Genomic DNA, 15,597 nt, shown 5'->3' with positions numbered 1-15,597 from the left:
AGGCTAATGGTTTCTGAGATATTTTTCAGTACCTACTATCCGATCCGCTTTAACCGTAAAAACAGGATGGTGTATGTCTACCAGTCCGGTGGAACGGTACTGTCCGTGCCTTGGGATGAACTCAAATTTGTCCTGCACCCAACGAAGGGACGACTCTCAACGCAGTGGACCATTGTGGGATGCCTTACGGGAGATGACGGAGACACTGTTACGGAATGTATCCCTCTCCCGATTAATCTCGAGAGTGACCCCGATGTCCTGACCATGTACTGGGAATTTATTCGCTGCTATATGGAAGAGGGAGATGAGTATCTCCCGGACCTGGCGGACTCCATAGCCTGGTGCCCGCCGGTAGAAAAGCAGAAAGAGGGCTGGCTGTTCGGACTGTTCTACCTCAGTAAGCAGTGGTTCGGGCGGCTCGGTCTGCTGGTGAATGCGCTGCAGCTTCCTGTCTTTTTCGTTATCAGCTTTCCGCGCTGGCTGGTTATGCTGACCTGCAAAATCCCGGAATGGCCTGCGGAAGTGGTTGCCGCCTGTCAGCCGGCTGAGAATGACCCCGTCAACAAGGGCGCAGAGCATAATCCGCCGCAGGTCTGGCGACCAATGCTGGGCTTGCAGGGCAAGGAACGTTATGCCCGTACCTTTGCAAAAGAGCGCGGAGCAATGGACCGGGTTGTTGCCCGGCTGAAAGCCAAATATGACGGGCAGAATCATGCGGACTGAGGGGCTTACCGGCCAGGCACCTTATATCACTTATAGGGACATTGTCATGGCGCTGTTGTTGCCCTGGTTTCCGGCTGATGAGCACAAGGAAACAGGCGGCTATATGGCTCTGACCACCCAGCGAGGCGCGCATGTTTAATCCGTTTAAACGCTTCCCTGCCGACCCGACCAAGCGGTTCTATAAGGGATTTCTCCGCCTCAGTGATAAACGTGTTTTTAAAATTTACTCGCAGAAAACAGGTGATCCGGATGTTCCAGGGATCTCCGGGTTTGACAGCGTGGTGCGTCTGAACTCGACCTATCTGGAACTGGTTGACCGGTATTATAACTGGAGAGGTGTCTTAACTCTGGGGGCAGGAATAATATTCTGTATTATGTTTATTGGCACCTTTCTCTCATTGATAGTTCCTATGCTCTGGGAGGGCGGATATCCGCTTAAGACCTGGATACTTTTGATTGTTGTGTGGTGCTTAATATCACTTCCTCTTTCCTGGGCTGCATACAGGCTAATGGTCTCTGAGATATTTTTCAGTACCTACTATCCGATCCGCTTTAACCGTAAAAACGGGATGGTGTATGTCTATCAGTCCGGTGGAACGGTGTTGTCCGTGCCGTGGCAGGATCTCAGATTTGTTCTGCGTTCAACGAAGGGACGGCTGGCAAAAGAATGGACCATTTTGGGATGCCTTACGGGAGATGACGGGGACACTGTTACGGAATGTATCCCTCTCCCGATTAATCTGGAGAGTGACCCCGATGTCCTGACCATGTACTGGGAATTTATTCGCTGCTATATGGAAGAGGGGGATGAGTATCTCCCGGACCTCGCGGACTCCATAGCCTGGTGCCCGCCGGTGGAAAAGCAGAAAGAGGGCTGGCTGTTCGGACTGTTTTACCTCAGTAAGCAGTGGTTCGGGCGGCTCGGCCTGCTGGTCAATGCGCTGCAGCTTCCTGTCTTTTTCGTTATCAGCTTTCCGCGCTGGCTGGTTATGCTGACCTGCAAAATCCCGGAATGGCCTGCGGAAGTGGTTGCCGCCTGTCAGCCGGCTGAGAATGACCCCGTCAACAAGGGCGCAGAGCATAATCCACCGCAGGTCTGGCGACCAATGCTGGGCTTACAGGGCAAGGAGCGTTATGCCCGTACCTTTGCAAAAGAACGCGGAGCAATGGACCGGGTCGTTGCCCGGCTGAAAGCCAAATATGGCGGGCAGAATCATGCGGACTGAGGGGCTTACCGGTCAGACACCGACTATCACCTGTGTGAACATTGTCATGCCGCTGTTGTTGCCCTGGCTGCTCAGTATGACGTGGCGATGGTTTCCGGCTGATGAGCGCGGACAGGAACTGACAACTACATGGCCCTGAAAGAACAAGGAGGGTCGCATATTTAACCCTTTTAAAAGGCGAGTAAAATAATGCTGGCTGAGAAGTCTCTGTGTCATGGACTGAAAATACAAACCTGGCCGCTCAGCCCACGTGAGTGACAGGTGCTGGTTGCTGAGTACGATATCCCGTGCGAACTGATTCCCTATAATAAAAAAGGCATCCATTCAGGATGCCTTTTTTACGAATTCAAAATTACACTTCTTCCATACGTCCCAGCAGGGCATGCAGACGATCCTGCCAGCCAGTCTGCTGTTCGCGCAGGTGGTGGTTTTCACGCTCCAGCTCTTCGCGACCGTGCTGAGCAGTCTGAATTTCCTGCGACAGCGCGTTGTTTTTTTCTTTCAGCTCTTCGATTTCCATCTGCAGCAGGGTGATGGTGTCAATCGCCTGCTGTACTTTGGATTCCAGTTTCTCAAACACTTCTAAAGACATAATCCTACCTCTCCTGAATTGCAAGGCGACGCTTTAACGTAAACGCGCACAACATATAGTGCCGATTGTATGGAGCCCCGTCGTCCCTGTCCAGCGGCAGACCGCGCAGATTGCGGTTTCCCACACTTTTCGGCCTCCTCCTGGTGCGTTCGCGTCATATACCCCTAAATTGTTAACACTTTAGTTAATGAAATGCTTCAGCCCGCTACCCCTCTTCTGCTGGTGCGCTCACTTTATGGCGCGTTATCGCTCATTTTATTGACGCAGTACACACATTTTGATTTCGATATTTCTCGTTTTTGCTCGTTAACGATAAATTAACACTATATCTACAGAACGAGCGGGCTGGTATGACCATAGCCACGCTAACAATAACCATAAATTTTCTTTCAGGATCCGATTATGAGTGAAACCTCAACCTTAAAAGGTCAGTGCATCGCCGAGTTTCTGGGTACCGGATTGCTCATTTTCTTCGGTGTCGGATGCGTGGCGGCGCTGAAAGTGGCGGGCGCCAGCTTCGGTCAGTGGGAAATCAGCGTGATCTGGGGTCTGGGTGTGGCGATGGCCATCTACCTGACCGCGGGTGTTTCTGGCGCGCATCTTAACCCTGCGGTGACCATTGCGTTATGGCTGTTTGCCTGCTTTGACGGGCGCAAAGTCGCCCCCTATATCGTGGCGCAGTTTGCCGGTGCCTTTTGCGCGGCAGCACTGGTTTACGGCCTGTATTACAATCTGTTTATCGACTTTGAACAAACGCACCACATGGTTCGCGGCAGCGCCGAAAGTCTGGAGCTGGCGGGCATCTTCTCGACCTATCCCAACCCACACATTAATTTTGTGCAGGCCTTTGCCGTCGAAATGGTGATTACCGCGATCCTGATGGGCGTCATCATGGCGCTGGGCGATGATGGCAACGGCATTCCGCGCGGGCCGCTGGCACCGCTGCTGATCGGCCTGCTGATTGCGGTTATCGGCGCATCGATGGGACCACTGACCGGCTTCGCCATGAACCCGGCCCGCGACATCGGACCGAAAACCTTCGCCTTCTTTGCAGGCTGGGGCGATGTTGCTTTCACCGGTGCGAAAGACATTCCTTACTTCCTGGTGCCGCTGTTCGGCCCCATTGTAGGTGCTGCGCTGGGCGCATTCGGCTATCGTAAGCTGATTGGCCGCCACTTGCCGTGCGACACCTGTATCGCCGAGGAGAAGGACACGACCTCTGGCACACAACAAAACGCTTCGCTGTAATCTGACTACGGGACCCTACTATGACCGACAAAAAATATATCGTTGCGCTCGACCAGGGCACGACCAGCTCCCGCGCTGTCGTGATGGATCATGACGCGAATATCGTCAGCGTATCGCAGCGCGAATTCGAGCAAATTTATCCTAAGCCAGGCTGGGTTGAACACGACCCGATGGAGATCTGGGCGACACAAAGTTCGACCCTGGTCGAAGTGCTGGCGAAAGCGGACATCAGTTCCGATGAAATTGCGGCGATTGGCATTACTAACCAGCGCGAAACGGCGATTGTCTGGGAACGTGAAACCGGTAAACCAATCTACAACGCTATCGTCTGGCAGTGTCGCCGTACCGCAGAGATCTGCGAAAAGCTCAAGCGCGACGGCATGGAAGAGTATGTCCGCAGCGCCACCGGCCTGGTGGTTGACCCGTACTTCTCGGGGACCAAAGTGAAGTGGATCCTCGACCACGTGGAAGGTTCCCGCGAGCGTGCTAAGCGCGGCGAACTGTTATTCGGCACCGTGGATACCTGGCTGGTCTGGAAGATGACCCAGGGACGCGTCCACGTCACCGACTACACCAACGCCTCGCGCACCATGCTGTTCAACATCAACACCCTCGAGTGGGATGACAAGATGCTGGAGGCGCTGGACATCCCGCGCGCCATGCTGCCGCAGGTACGTAAGTCCTCTGAGATTTATGGTCAGACCAATATCGGCGGTAAAGGCGGCACGCGTATTCCTATCGCCGGGATCGCCGGTGACCAGCAGGCGGCGCTGTTTGGCCAGCTGTGTGTGAAGGAAGGGATGGCGAAAAACACCTACGGTACCGGCTGCTTTATGCTGATGAACACCGGCGAGAAAGCGGTGAAGTCGGAACACGGGCTGTTGACCACTATCGCCTGCGGTCCGCGCGGAGAAGTGAACTACGCGCTGGAAGGCGCGGTGTTTATGGCCGGCGCATCCATTCAGTGGCTGCGTGACGAGATGAAGCTGATCAGCGACGCGTTTGACTCCGAGTATTTCGCCACCAAAGTGAAAGACACCAACGGCGTGTACGTGGTACCGGCGTTTACCGGACTGGGCGCGCCGTACTGGGATCCATATGCCCGCGGTGCGATTTTCGGCCTGACGCGTGGTGTGAACTCGAACCACATCATCCGCGCGACGCTGGAATCTATTGCCTATCAGACCCGCGATGTACTGGAAGCAATGCAGGCCGACTCCGGCATTCGTCTGCACGCCCTGCGCGTGGACGGCGGCGCGGTAGCGAACAACTTCCTGATGCAGTTCCAGTCCGACATTCTTGGCACCCGCGTGGAGCGCCCGGAAGTGCGTGAAGTGACGGCCCTCGGCGCGGCTTACCTTGCCGGTCTGGCGGTGGGCTTCTGGCAGAACCTCGACGAGCTGCAGGAAAAAGCAGTCATCGAACGTGAATTCCGTCCGGGCATCGAAACCACCGAGCGCAACTTCCGCTACAGCGGCTGGAAGAAAGCGGTGAAACGCGCGCTGGCGTGGGAAGAGCACGAGGAGTAATCCTTTCTTTGCCCCTCTCTCCTCTGGGGAGAGGGGCACTGACCGCACCGGTCCCCTCGCCCCTCCCCACTCTGTGATAAACTTCGTGCAATTCCTTTTGACCGCACGAGTACTCAATGAAACGTGAACTTGCTATCGAATTTTCCCGCGTAACCGAAGCCGCCGCCCTTGCGGGCTACAAGTGGCTTGGCCGCGGCGATAAGAATATCGCTGACGGGGCTGCCGTTCATGCGATGCGCATTGTGCTCAACCAGGTCAACATTGACGGCACCATCGTGATTGGCGAAGGTGAAATCGACGAAGCGCCGATGCTGTTTATTGGTGAAAAAGTCGGTACCGGCAAAGGCGACGCGGTGGATATCGCGGTCGATCCGATTGAAGGCACCCGCATGACCGCCATGGGTCAGGCCAACGCGCTGGCAGTATTGGCGGTGGGCGATAAAGGTTCGTTCCTTAATGCGCCGGATATGTACATGGAAAAGCTGATTGTCGGGCCGGGCGCCAAAGGGGCTATCGACCTGAACCTGCCTCTGGCGGATAACCTGCGTAACGTTGCCGCCGCGCTGGATAAACCGCTGAGCGAGCTGACCGTCACTATTCTGGCGAAACCCCGTCATGATGCCGTCATCGCTCACATGCAGCAGCTGGGCGTACGCGTGTTTGCCATCCCCGATGGCGACGTCGCGGCCTCGATCCTCACCTGTATGCCGGACAGCGAAGTCGACGTGCTGTACGGGATCGGTGGCGCACCGGAAGGTGTAATTTCAGCGGCGGCGATCCGCGCCCTAGATGGCGATATGCAGGGCCGCCTGCTGGCACGTCATGCGGTAAAAGGCGACAGCGACGCGAACCGTCTTATCGGCGAGCAGGAGCTGGCGCGCTGTGCCGCTATGGGTATTGAAGCCAATACCGTCCTGCAGCTGGATGACATGGCGCGTAACGATAACGTCATCTTCTCGGCCACCGGCATCACCAAGGGTGACCTGCTGGACGGCATCAGCCGCAAAGGCAACATGGCGACCACCGAAACGCTGCTGATCCGTGGCAAATCACGCACCATTCGCCGCATCCAGTCGATTCACTATCTGGACCGCAAAGATCCCGACGTGCAGACCCACATTCTGTAATACCGTTTGATCAATTGAGCTTTCCGGCCCGTACGGGCTGGAAATCTGCCTCTCAGGTAAGGAAGATAGAACAAGAAATCAGCACAGGAGAACATCATGGCCGAGTGGGTAACAGGTAAAGTTAAAAAGGTAGAATTCTGGACCGATGCGCTATTTAGTCTCACCGTCCATGCGCCCATCCATCCCTTCACTGCCGGGCAATTCGCCAAGCTGGGTCTGGAAATCGACGGCGAACGCGTGCAGCGCGCCTACTCCTACGTTAACGCACCGGATAACCCGGATCTTGAGTTCTATCTGGTCACCGTCCCCGATGGCAAACTGAGCCCGCGGTTGGCGGCACTCAAGCCTGGCGATGAGATCCAGATTGTGAGCGAAGCGGCAGGTTTCTTCGTGCTGGATGAAGTTCCGGCCTGCGACACGCTGTGGATGCTGGCAACCGGTACCGCCATCGGCCCTTACCTTTCTATTCTGCAGTACGGACAGGACCTGGAACGGTTTAAAAATATCGTGCTGGTTCACGCCGCGCGCTATGCCGCCGATTTGAGCTATCTGCCATTGATGCTGGAATTACAAAAACGCTATGAAGGCAAACTGAAAATTCAGACGGTGGTCAGTCGCGAAACGGTGGAAGGTTCCCTGACCGGACGTGTGCCGGCGCTGATTGAAAATGGCGAGCTCGAAGCGGCCGTGGGTCTGTCAATGGCGGCTGAAACCTGTCATGTGATGCTGTGTGGCAACCCGCAGATGGTGCGCGATACCCAGGAACTGCTGAAAACGACCCGACAGATGACCAAACATTTGCGTCGTCGGCCGGGCCATATGACTGCTGAACACTACTGGTAATTAAAGGTACTTCACGTCGATCGTATCTTTCCCGTATTTATTCACGCCCTGGGTGCCAATAAAGGCGCCCAGGTCGACAACGATCATCACAAAAATAATGGTGGGGATTAAGCGCCCGACGACCCACGGCAACATCGACGGCAGCATCGACCAGTTCCCCGCCAGCAGCATCCACGCCAGAACAACCAGCAGCGCCCACAGCCCTGATCGGCCCCGGTCGTGCAGCCGTTTAACCAACACCGCTGACGTCGGCCACAGCAGTGAGACCAGCACAAATGCAGCGGTCTGGGTAGTTAACCACGCGAGGCTCGCGAGGCTAAACAGGATCAGCAGGGCGACAATCCAGATGCCTATCCAGATCCAGAAATCACGGCGTCCAATACGCCCTTTGAATGAGAACAGCCACTGCTGTATGGTCATATCGGGTTCCTTAGATTCGTAGCGGAGCGTAGTTTACCCTGGAGTTGCATCCTTTTGACAAGCCAAGCGGATACCGTTTTAATCGTGGGTAGTAACATTCAGGGATTTTATTGATGAAGATGCAGTTTCTCTTTATTTGGCTGAGTTTAATACTGCTGGGTGCGAGCTTTTCTGCGCGCGCAGCACAGACATCCGCGCCTGCTACGGCACCTTATGTAATGCCGGGTGCGCCGTCTTTTGACCAGTCCATTAGCCTCTTTCGTGAAACGTTCAATAGCAGCAACCCCACGCTTGCACTTAGCGAGTTTCGTGCCATTGACGGTGCCCGCGACACCCCGAACCTGACCCGCGCGGCCAGTAAGATTAATGACAATCTGTATGCCTCTACCGCGCTTGAGCGCGGAACGCTAAAAATCAAGAGCATGCAGATCACCTGGCTGCCCGTACAGGGGCCAGAACAGAAAGCGGCGAAAGCCAAAGCGCTGGAGTACATGAGTGCGATTTTACGCGCCTTTACCCCCGCACTGACCCCCTCTCAAAGCCAGAAGAAACTGCAAAAGCTCCTGTCGGCAGGCAAAAATAAGCGCTACTACGCCGAAACGGAAGGTGCGGTTCGCTATGTGGTGGCAGACAACGGCGAAAAGGGGCTGACCTTCGCTGTTGAACCGATTAAGCTGGCGCTATCTGAGACGCCTGGAGGGGTGAATTAATGACAAAAAGCAAAGCCTTTCGAGGGAAAATCTCTATACTGATTCACAGACCATGCTGCCCGTCAGGGCGGCCATAATCCTTAATTCGCTCTTGTAGCGTGGAGAATTGAAATGCGACATCCTTTAGTGATGGGTAACTGGAAACTCAACGGCAGCCGCCACATGGTAAATGAACTGGTTGCGAACCTGCGTAAAGAGCTGGCTGGCGTGACCGGCTGCGGCGTTGCTATCGCTCCACCAGACATGTATCTGGATCTGGCTAAACACGCCGCTGACGGCAGCCATATCATTCTGGGCGCGCAGAACGTTGACGTTAACCTGTCTGGCGCATTCACCGGTGAAACCTCCGCTGAAATGCTGAAAGATATCGGCGCAAAATACATCATCATCGGTCACTCTGAGCGTCGTACTTACCACAAAGAATCTGACGAATTCATCGCGAAGAAATTTGCCGTGGTGAAAGAGCAAGGTCTGGTGCCGGTTCTGTGCATCGGTGAAACCGAAGCAGAAAACGAAGCAGGCAAAACCGAAGAAGTGTGCGCACGTCAGATTGACGCCGTGCTGAAAACTCAGGGCGCTAGCGCGTTCGAAGGCGCAGTTATCGCTTACGAACCTGTATGGGCAATCGGTACTGGCAAATCTGCCACCCCTGCGCAGGCTCAGGCGGTTCACAAATTTATCCGTGACCACATTGCTAAAGCCGACGCGAAAGTGGCTGAGCAAGTGATCATCCAGTACGGCGGTTCCGTAAACGCAGCCAACGCAGCTGAGCTGTTCACCCAGCCGGATATCGACGGCGCGCTGGTTGGCGGTGCATCCCTGAAAGCAGACGCTTTCGCAGTGATCGTAAAAGCAGCAGAAGCCGCTAAACAGGCGTAATTCGTTAACGCCCGTTGCATTTCAGGCCCGGCAAGCGCGAGCGCTACCGGGCTTTTTTTATAGCTGTCCCAATATCCTGAACCACAGATAATCCAGCGGCAGCAGCACCAGATAAGTGGCGATTGCCAACGCCAGACACAGCAACATCCCCGCCCGCGCAGGCACCTTACCTAAGCCCATCGCCACCACAATCGGTGACGCCTGATACGGCAGCAGCGGCGTGGAATAGCCCAGCACCTGAATCATGATCACCGACAGCAGCGGAAAACCGGTCGCGTCCGAGAAGCTTTGTGCCAGGGTGGTATACAGCGCCGGCACGCCGTTAGCGGTCATAATAAAATTCAGCGCCGTGGTAATGCCGGTCAGCGCCAGGAAGCTGGTGAACGGGTTGTCGGCATCCAGCGGCATCACCTGTAGCAGTGCCTCGCCCACCGCGCGGCCTATCCCGGTTTGCGTTACGGTGATCGCTAGCCCCAGAATGCCCGCCACGTAAATACAGGTGCGCATGTTCACGCCCGTCGAAAACTCCTCGCCGCTGATGAACCCCACGCGTGGCAGCAGTACCACCAGCGAGGCCGCAAGCCCAACCCACGCCGGGCCAATGCCGTGCCAGCTCTCGGTTACCCACATCACCAGCACCACGGCCAACAGCCAGGCCAGCCGCTTCTCATCGCGCCCCATCGGTTCCGATGGCGCCAGATCCTGCGCCGGTTTCGGGGCACCAGGGAACAGCCAGCAGATCAGGCCGATCAGAATCAATCCTTTCAGGATGCCCAGCACTGGCGTGTGCAACAGCAAATACGGCACGTAGTTGAGGTGGATACCGTAGGACCCTTCCGCCGCACCGCTCATCACCAGATTGGGCACGTTGGCAGGCAGGATGGTGGCGGAAAGCTGGAAGGTGCCAAACCCGACGGCAAGCGCCAGGCCAAACCACGCCCGGGAGCCATCGGCAATGCCCGCCCGCCTCGCCATCGCCGCCACAATCGGCATCAGCAAAGCGATACGCCCCATATTAGACGGCATCACAAACGCCAGCGCGTAGCTGAGCAGCACTACGCTCGCCACCATCAGCACCCAGGAGTCGGTCAGCTTTGCCGACAGCGCCCGCGCGGCCCTGTCCGCCAGCCCCGTTTTGCGGATCGCCACGCCCAGCACAAATCCGCTGAACACCAGCCAGAAGGCAGACGACGCAAATCCACCAAAAATCACCTCCGGCGGCGCAATACGGGCGATCATCGCTGCCGTAAAGAACAGCAATGCGGTAAGAAATTCCGGCAATAGCGCCGTCGCCCACAGCACGATGGTGACCAGAATAATCAGCGAGGGCAGAAATAGCGGGTGAGTAAACCAGAGCGACATACCTGTCTCCTGTAGAATTTTTCAGCAAGTCTACGAGGAGCGTTTGCCTGTGTAAACGCCATTTATGGTGGGGTCAATTCAGGATATCGCATTGATGATCCTGCAATTCCTCAGCCGATGCGAGGTTAAGCGCCAGTAGATTACGCTCGGTTGCGAGCAGGATAAACGACCCATCTGCCTGCTGCGCCATCGCCATGGCGTAGCGTCCCATATGCTCACGCGCATCCGGGACCTCCTCGGCCAGCATGATGAATGGACTGCGTTTGACCAGCTCCGCATCCGTTACCCGACGCGCCAGATAGGTGTTTCCTTCCAGTCCACCGGGGAACGGCAGCCACTGGGTGCTGATTTGCGCCTGATGCGCATTTAGCGACGCACGGATGTCCGGGCGCAGGCAGGAGATATGGATATGCAGATGATTTTGCGTGCGTCCGGTGCGGGAATTAATCGTCAGCGACACCGCACTGTCAGGAATATCCGCGCCGTGTTTCAGGCGCATAAAGCTGCGCGCCTGCCATGCCAGCCAGAAGAAGTTGGGCGTGTTAGCCTGGGTAAGAAGTGGACTTTCGGTGCCATTGATCCGGTAAGTGGGCAACAGCAGATACTGCAGCGGCCCGTTGCGATCTTTTAATACCGCGTATCCGGCATCCGGTTTCACCTGGGCGCAGGGCGCGGGATTGCGCTGCTGCAGCTGACCGGGCAGGCACTGGTCGAGGACAATGTCGCGTAGCGCATCGGGGTGGCCCGCCTTCATCCGGAACACACTGACGGCCACAATGGCTAACGCCACCAGCGCCAGCAGGAGAAAAGCGGCTTTTTTCATGATGCGTTTCCTGTTTCTGAATGAGACGAAAGAGTAACGCAAAATGATGACAAACAAAAAAGCCCGGTCGCGCGATGCGTCCCGGGCCTGATGTGGCTATCAGCGTCTAGCGTTTGCTGATCTGGTCGAAAGTCCCGCCATTCGAGAAGTGTTCTTTCTGCGCTTTGGTCCAGCCACCGAATTCCTGATCGATAGTGAACAGCTTCAGTTTCGGGAAGGCGTTTTCATACTTCTTCGCCACCGCTTCATCACGCGGACGATAGTAGTTCTTCGCAGCGATCTCCTGGCCTTCTGGCGTGTAGAGATACTTCAGATAGGCTTCGGCCACGGCCTGAGTGCCTTTCTTATCCACCACTTTGTCGACAACAGACACGGTCGGTTCAGCCAGAATCGATTCGCTCGGGGTGACGATTTCAAATTTGTCTTTGCCCAGTTCGTTGGTGGCCAGCAGCGCTTCGTTTTCCCACGCAATCAGCACATCGCCAATGCCACGTTCCACGAAGGTATTGGTTGAACCACGCGCGCCGGAGTCCAGCACTTCAACGTTTTTATACAGCGACTTCACGAAATCCTGTGCTTTAGCCTGATCGCCATTATTGTGATGCAGGGCGTAACCCCAGGCGGCCAGATAGTTCCAGCGTGCGCCGCCAGAGCTTTTCGGGTTCGGGGTGATCACGGACACACCCGGCTTCACCAGATCGTTCCAGTCATGAATTTGTTTCGGATTGCCTTTACGCACCAGGAAAACGATGGTGGAGGTGTACGGTGCGGAGTTATCCGGCAGGCGTTTAATCCAGTTTTTATCGATCCGCCCGCGTTCCGCGATGGCATCTACATCGTATGCCAGCGCCAGCGTCACGACATCGGCTTCAATACCGTTAATGACCGACGTTGCCTGTTTACCGGAGCCACCGTGCGACTGACGGATCACCACGTTGTCGCCGGTTTCCTGTTTCCAGTGCGCCGCAAACGCTTTGTTGTACTGATCGTACAACTCACGTGTCGGATCGTAAGACACGTTCAGTAACTGGATATCCTTTGCCAGAACGCCGGTCGATGCCAGCAATAAAGTAAACCCCACGCCCCATTTGTTCATCGTCCAACTCGCTTTAATGTTGTTTTTGATGAGTGTAGCGTGCCAGAAAGCTAACCAATGATTAAAGAATAAAAAAAGATTGGATATAACATTGGGGAATAAATAGGCAAATGGCGTAAAAAAGCCGGGGGACGGCTTCGCCTTGCCCGGCCTACAACAGCACGATCCGTAAGCCCGGTAAGCGAAGCGCCACCGGGCAAAACGGCTATCAGTACAGTTTTTTCGCGCAGTCCAGCCAGTCACCTTTGAACGGACGCTTCATGCTTTCAATCGCATCGACGATATCGTGGTGAACCAGTTTTTCGTTCTGAATACCGACGCAGCGACCACCGAAGCCCTGTTGCAGCAGCTCAATGGAGTACGCACCCATACGGGAAGCCAGGATACGGTCGTAAGGACCCGGGGAGCCGCCGCGCTGGATGTGACCGAGAACGGTCGCGCGGGTTTCGCGCTTGGTTTCGGTTTCGATGTAACGTGCCAGCTCTTCGATATCACAGATGTGCTCAGTGATCGCAACGATGGCGTGTTTTTTACCCTTGGCGATACCGGCTTTGATCTCGTTAACCAGGTCTTCACGGCTGAATTCCACTTCGGGAACCACCACAAACTCACAGCCGCCCGCAATGGCCGCAGCCAGCGTCAGGTCGCCACAGTAGCGGCCCATCACTTCAACGATGGAGATACGCTGGTGAGAAGAGGAGGTGTCGCGCAGACGGTCAATCGCTTCGACAACCGTGCCCAGCGCGGTGAAGAAGCCGATGGTGTAGTCCGTTCCTTTGATGTCGTTATCGATGGTGCCTGGCAGACCGATGCACGGGAAGCCCATTTCGGTCAGGCGTTTTGCCCCCATGTAGGAACCGTCACCGCCGATAACGACCAGCGCATCCAGACCGCGTTTCTTCATGTTCTCGATAGCCACCTGACGGATGTGCTCTTCGCGGAATTCCGGGAAACGTGCAGAGCCCAGGAAGGTGCCGCCGCGGTTAATCATGTCGGACACACTGTAGCGATCGAGCTGTACCATACGATCTTCATACAGGCCCAGATAACCGTCATAGATACCAAAAATTTCAAGACCTTCCGTCAACGCCGCGCGAACCACGCCACGAATTGCTGCGTTCATGCCGGGCGCATCACCGCCGCTTGTCAACACACCGATTTTCTTAATCATGACTACCTCTGAACTTAGGAATGCAAAATGAAATCTGTTGCCGGAAGACGTCTATCGACCAACGAATACTGCAAATAGTATATCAATCACTTCCAGCTGAATTGATTCAGGTCAGACCAAATGGCAGTTATTTTTCCACAAAATGCTGGCCTGGCTCACTTTTTTACAACGAATTACGAAAGCTCAAAATGCTTGTTGTCTGACCTGGGTACAACCGAGCAGGGATCCTGGTGGATAATGACATCCGAACCCGGGAAACGCCGCAAAATCGCTTGCTCAACTTGCTCAGCCACCAGATGCGCCTGAACGAGCGGCAGGTTGTCTTCCATTTCTAAATGAATCTGAATAAAGCGGGTCGGCCCTGACTGCCGCGTGCGAAGATCGTGTGCCCCACTGACGCCTGGCCAGGAGATGACGATTTCAAAGATTTCTTGCCGTTCTGCGTCGGGCAGCGCCCGGTCGAGAAGCGATTGCACCGCTTCGTAGCCCATGCGTAAGGCACTGTATAAAATATAGATCCCAATCCCTAACGCAAACAACGCATCGGCCCGGTGCCAGCCATACCAGGCCAGACCAAGCGCAACAAGAATAGCGCCGTTCATCATAACATCAGACTGATAATGAAGCATATCTGCCCGTATCGCCTGGCTTTGCGTTTTTCGCACAACCCAGCGCTGGAACGTTACCAGAACCAATGTGCTAATAAGTGCGATAAGGGTAACAATCATGCCCACGCCGGGATCTTTCATCGGCGACGGGGTATACAGGTGCTGAATCCCTGTCAAAAAGAGGAACAGTGCCGAGCCGGAAATGAACATACTTTGTGCCAGCGCGGCGAGCGACTCGGCTTTACCGTGCCCAAACGTGTGCTCTTCATCCGCCGGCTGCAGGGAATAGCGCACCACCCACAGATTGGTGAGCGAAGCGGCAATATCGACCAGCGAATCCACCAGCGCGGCCAAAATACTGACCGAACCGGTATACCACCACGCAAAAATTTTGATAACCAACAGGCACGACGCCATGATCGTCGCAGCGATTGCCGCCCGGTTGACGAGCCGCGCATAAGTTTGATTCATAAACACTCCTGACATGCTTCTGCCGCTAGTATAACGGATGCAGGGGAGGCAATAAGATGAATAAACGGTTAACACATTTGAATGGCGGGCAAAAAAAACCCCCACATCATGTGGGGGAAGACAGGGATGGTGTCTATGGCAAGGAAAAACAGGGTTACTGGTTACTACGGGTATTGCTACTAAAAAGCGTCGATTCAGACTTCTTCTGCATCCGTGCAACCTCACGCAACTGGTCCATTCGTTGCTGGTGTTTCTGGTTCAAAACCGCTTGCTGCTCGGGCGTTAGCAGGTGAAACATCTGGTTGCGGACCCTGGCCATTTCGACCTGGCGAGCAACCTGCTCCTGCGCCATCTTTTCTGCCTGAGCGCGTACAGCGCTTTCGTCAAAATTTTCTGCGGTGACAAGGCTGTGCATTGTCTCCATTTCGCTAACATTAACAGGGGGCTGGTCATGACGAGCCCGTTGCATAAGATCGCGCATCTGTTGACGCTGATGTTCGGTTAAACTTATGCCATCAAACATATTGACCTGGCCACTGTGCTGCACGACTCCCTCCGTTGAGGGGCGGTTATCGCCGGTGATAGCTCCAGCAGCCTGGCTAAATGTACTGAACGCCAGTGTTGAGGCCATGACGGCAGCGGTAACAATGCGCATCACATACTCCCAAAATCTTTCGTGTCGCGATTCAACGAGAGACAGTCTACGATTCAGGCTGCAAACATGCGTCAGGGGGTGTAAAACAACGTAAAGTCATGGATTAGAGAGCCT

16 protein-coding genes are annotated in these 15,597 nt (G+C 55.2%); 8 read left to right on the top strand and 8 right to left on the bottom strand.

The window, feature by feature from the left end; genetic code table 11:
* Window positions 1–6: 6 nt before the first annotated feature.
* Both M8013_RS23535 and M8013_RS02525 read left to right on the top strand, forming a co-directional pair.
* On the top strand, window positions 7–723 hold the full coding sequence (locus M8013_RS23535) for a DUF6708 domain-containing protein (protein ID WP_336263502.1): 717 nt from the start codon (window positions 7–9) through the stop codon (window positions 721–723).
* 131 nt (window positions 724–854) lie between these two features.
* The gene (locus tag M8013_RS02525; protein WP_271266262.1) at window positions 855–1,949 is read left to right on the top strand and encodes a DUF6708 domain-containing protein; all 1,095 of its coding nucleotides are present in this window, start codon (window positions 855–857) and stop codon (window positions 1,947–1,949) included.
* Window positions 1,950–2,301: 352 nt separating this feature from the next.
* On the opposite strand, the gene zapB is transcribed toward M8013_RS02525, so the two are convergent.
* Entirely contained in the window at window positions 2,302–2,541 is a 240-nt protein-coding gene (gene zapB, locus M8013_RS02520) for a septal ring assembly protein ZapB (protein WP_106995785.1), read from the bottom strand.
* 402 nt (window positions 2,542–2,943) lie between these two features.
* Between zapB and M8013_RS02515 the strand changes: the two genes are divergently transcribed.
* The 4 genes from M8013_RS02515 (at window position 2,944) to fpr (ending at window position 7,288) form a co-directional block, all read left to right on the top strand.
* Complete coding sequence (locus M8013_RS02515; RefSeq protein WP_271266261.1) at window positions 2,944–3,789, top strand: MIP/aquaporin family protein; 846 nt, start codon at window positions 2,944–2,946, stop codon at window positions 3,787–3,789.
* A gap of 20 nt (window positions 3,790–3,809) precedes the next feature.
* Window positions 3,810–5,318, top strand: a complete 1,509-nt coding sequence (glpK, locus tag M8013_RS02510) for a glycerol kinase GlpK (protein ID WP_271266260.1) — start codon at window positions 3,810–3,812, stop codon at window positions 5,316–5,318.
* Window positions 5,319–5,434: 116 nt separating this feature from the next.
* Window positions 5,435–6,445, top strand: coding sequence for a class II fructose-bisphosphatase (gene glpX, locus M8013_RS02505; protein WP_271266259.1), 1,011 nt, complete (start codon window positions 5,435–5,437; stop codon window positions 6,443–6,445).
* A gap of 96 nt (window positions 6,446–6,541) precedes the next feature.
* A complete protein-coding gene (fpr, locus tag M8013_RS02500) occupies window positions 6,542–7,288 on the top strand; it encodes a ferredoxin--NADP(+) reductase (protein ID WP_271266258.1) in 747 nt (248 codons plus the stop codon).
* Here fpr and M8013_RS02495 read toward each other — a convergent pair whose 3' ends face one another.
* Entirely contained in the window at window positions 7,289–7,708 is a 420-nt protein-coding gene (locus tag M8013_RS02495; RefSeq protein WP_271266257.1) for a DUF805 domain-containing protein, read from the bottom strand.
* Between the two features lie 119 nt (window positions 7,709–7,827).
* Here M8013_RS02495 and M8013_RS02490 point away from each other — a divergent pair, with 119 nt between their 5' ends.
* On the top strand, window positions 7,828–8,418 hold the full coding sequence (locus M8013_RS02490) for a DUF1454 family protein (RefSeq protein ID WP_271266292.1): 591 nt from the start codon (window positions 7,828–7,830) through the stop codon (window positions 8,416–8,418).
* A 111-nt stretch (window positions 8,419–8,529) separates the two neighbouring features.
* Window positions 8,530–9,297: a triose-phosphate isomerase gene (tpiA, locus tag M8013_RS02485; RefSeq protein ID WP_271266256.1), complete on the top strand. Its 768-nt coding sequence runs from the start codon at window positions 8,530–8,532 to the stop codon at window positions 9,295–9,297.
* A 57-nt stretch (window positions 9,298–9,354) separates the two neighbouring features.
* Here the strand turns inward: tpiA and M8013_RS02480 are convergent, their stop codons facing one another.
* From M8013_RS02480 to cpxP, 6 genes are all read right to left on the bottom strand, one after another.
* Window positions 9,355–10,659 carry an SLC13 family permease gene (locus M8013_RS02480; RefSeq protein ID WP_271266255.1) on the bottom strand — a complete coding sequence of 435 codons (1,305 nt, stop codon included), beginning with the start codon at window positions 10,657–10,659 and terminating at the stop codon, window positions 9,355–9,357.
* Between the two features lie 73 nt (window positions 10,660–10,732).
* Window positions 10,733–11,482, bottom strand: coding sequence for a CDP-diacylglycerol diphosphatase (locus tag M8013_RS02475; RefSeq protein WP_271266254.1), 750 nt, complete (start codon window positions 11,480–11,482; stop codon window positions 10,733–10,735).
* 106 nt (window positions 11,483–11,588) lie between these two features.
* Window positions 11,589–12,578, bottom strand: a complete 990-nt coding sequence (locus tag M8013_RS02470; RefSeq protein WP_271266253.1) for a sulfate ABC transporter substrate-binding protein — start codon at window positions 12,576–12,578, stop codon at window positions 11,589–11,591.
* A gap of 208 nt (window positions 12,579–12,786) precedes the next feature.
* Window positions 12,787–13,749 (bottom strand): 6-phosphofructokinase, encoded by a 963-nt coding sequence (pfkA, locus tag M8013_RS02465; RefSeq protein ID WP_271266252.1) that lies wholly within the window; start codon window positions 13,747–13,749, stop codon window positions 12,787–12,789.
* 173 nt (window positions 13,750–13,922) lie between these two features.
* Window positions 13,923–14,828, bottom strand: a complete 906-nt coding sequence (gene fieF, locus M8013_RS02460) for a CDF family cation-efflux transporter FieF (RefSeq protein ID WP_271266251.1) — start codon at window positions 14,826–14,828, stop codon at window positions 13,923–13,925.
* 154 nt (window positions 14,829–14,982) lie between these two features.
* Window positions 14,983–15,483 (bottom strand): cell-envelope stress modulator CpxP, encoded by a 501-nt coding sequence (gene cpxP, locus M8013_RS02455; protein WP_271266250.1) that lies wholly within the window; start codon window positions 15,481–15,483, stop codon window positions 14,983–14,985.
* Between the last annotated feature and the right edge of the window lie 114 nt (window positions 15,484–15,597).

The organism is Silvania confinis, from assembly GCF_025564085.1.
Taxonomy (GTDB): domain Bacteria; phylum Pseudomonadota; class Gammaproteobacteria; order Enterobacterales; family Enterobacteriaceae; genus Enterobacter; species Enterobacter confinis.
The sequence above is the reverse complement of the archived record's forward strand: the minus strand, read 5'-3'. Positions and strand labels throughout refer to the sequence as shown.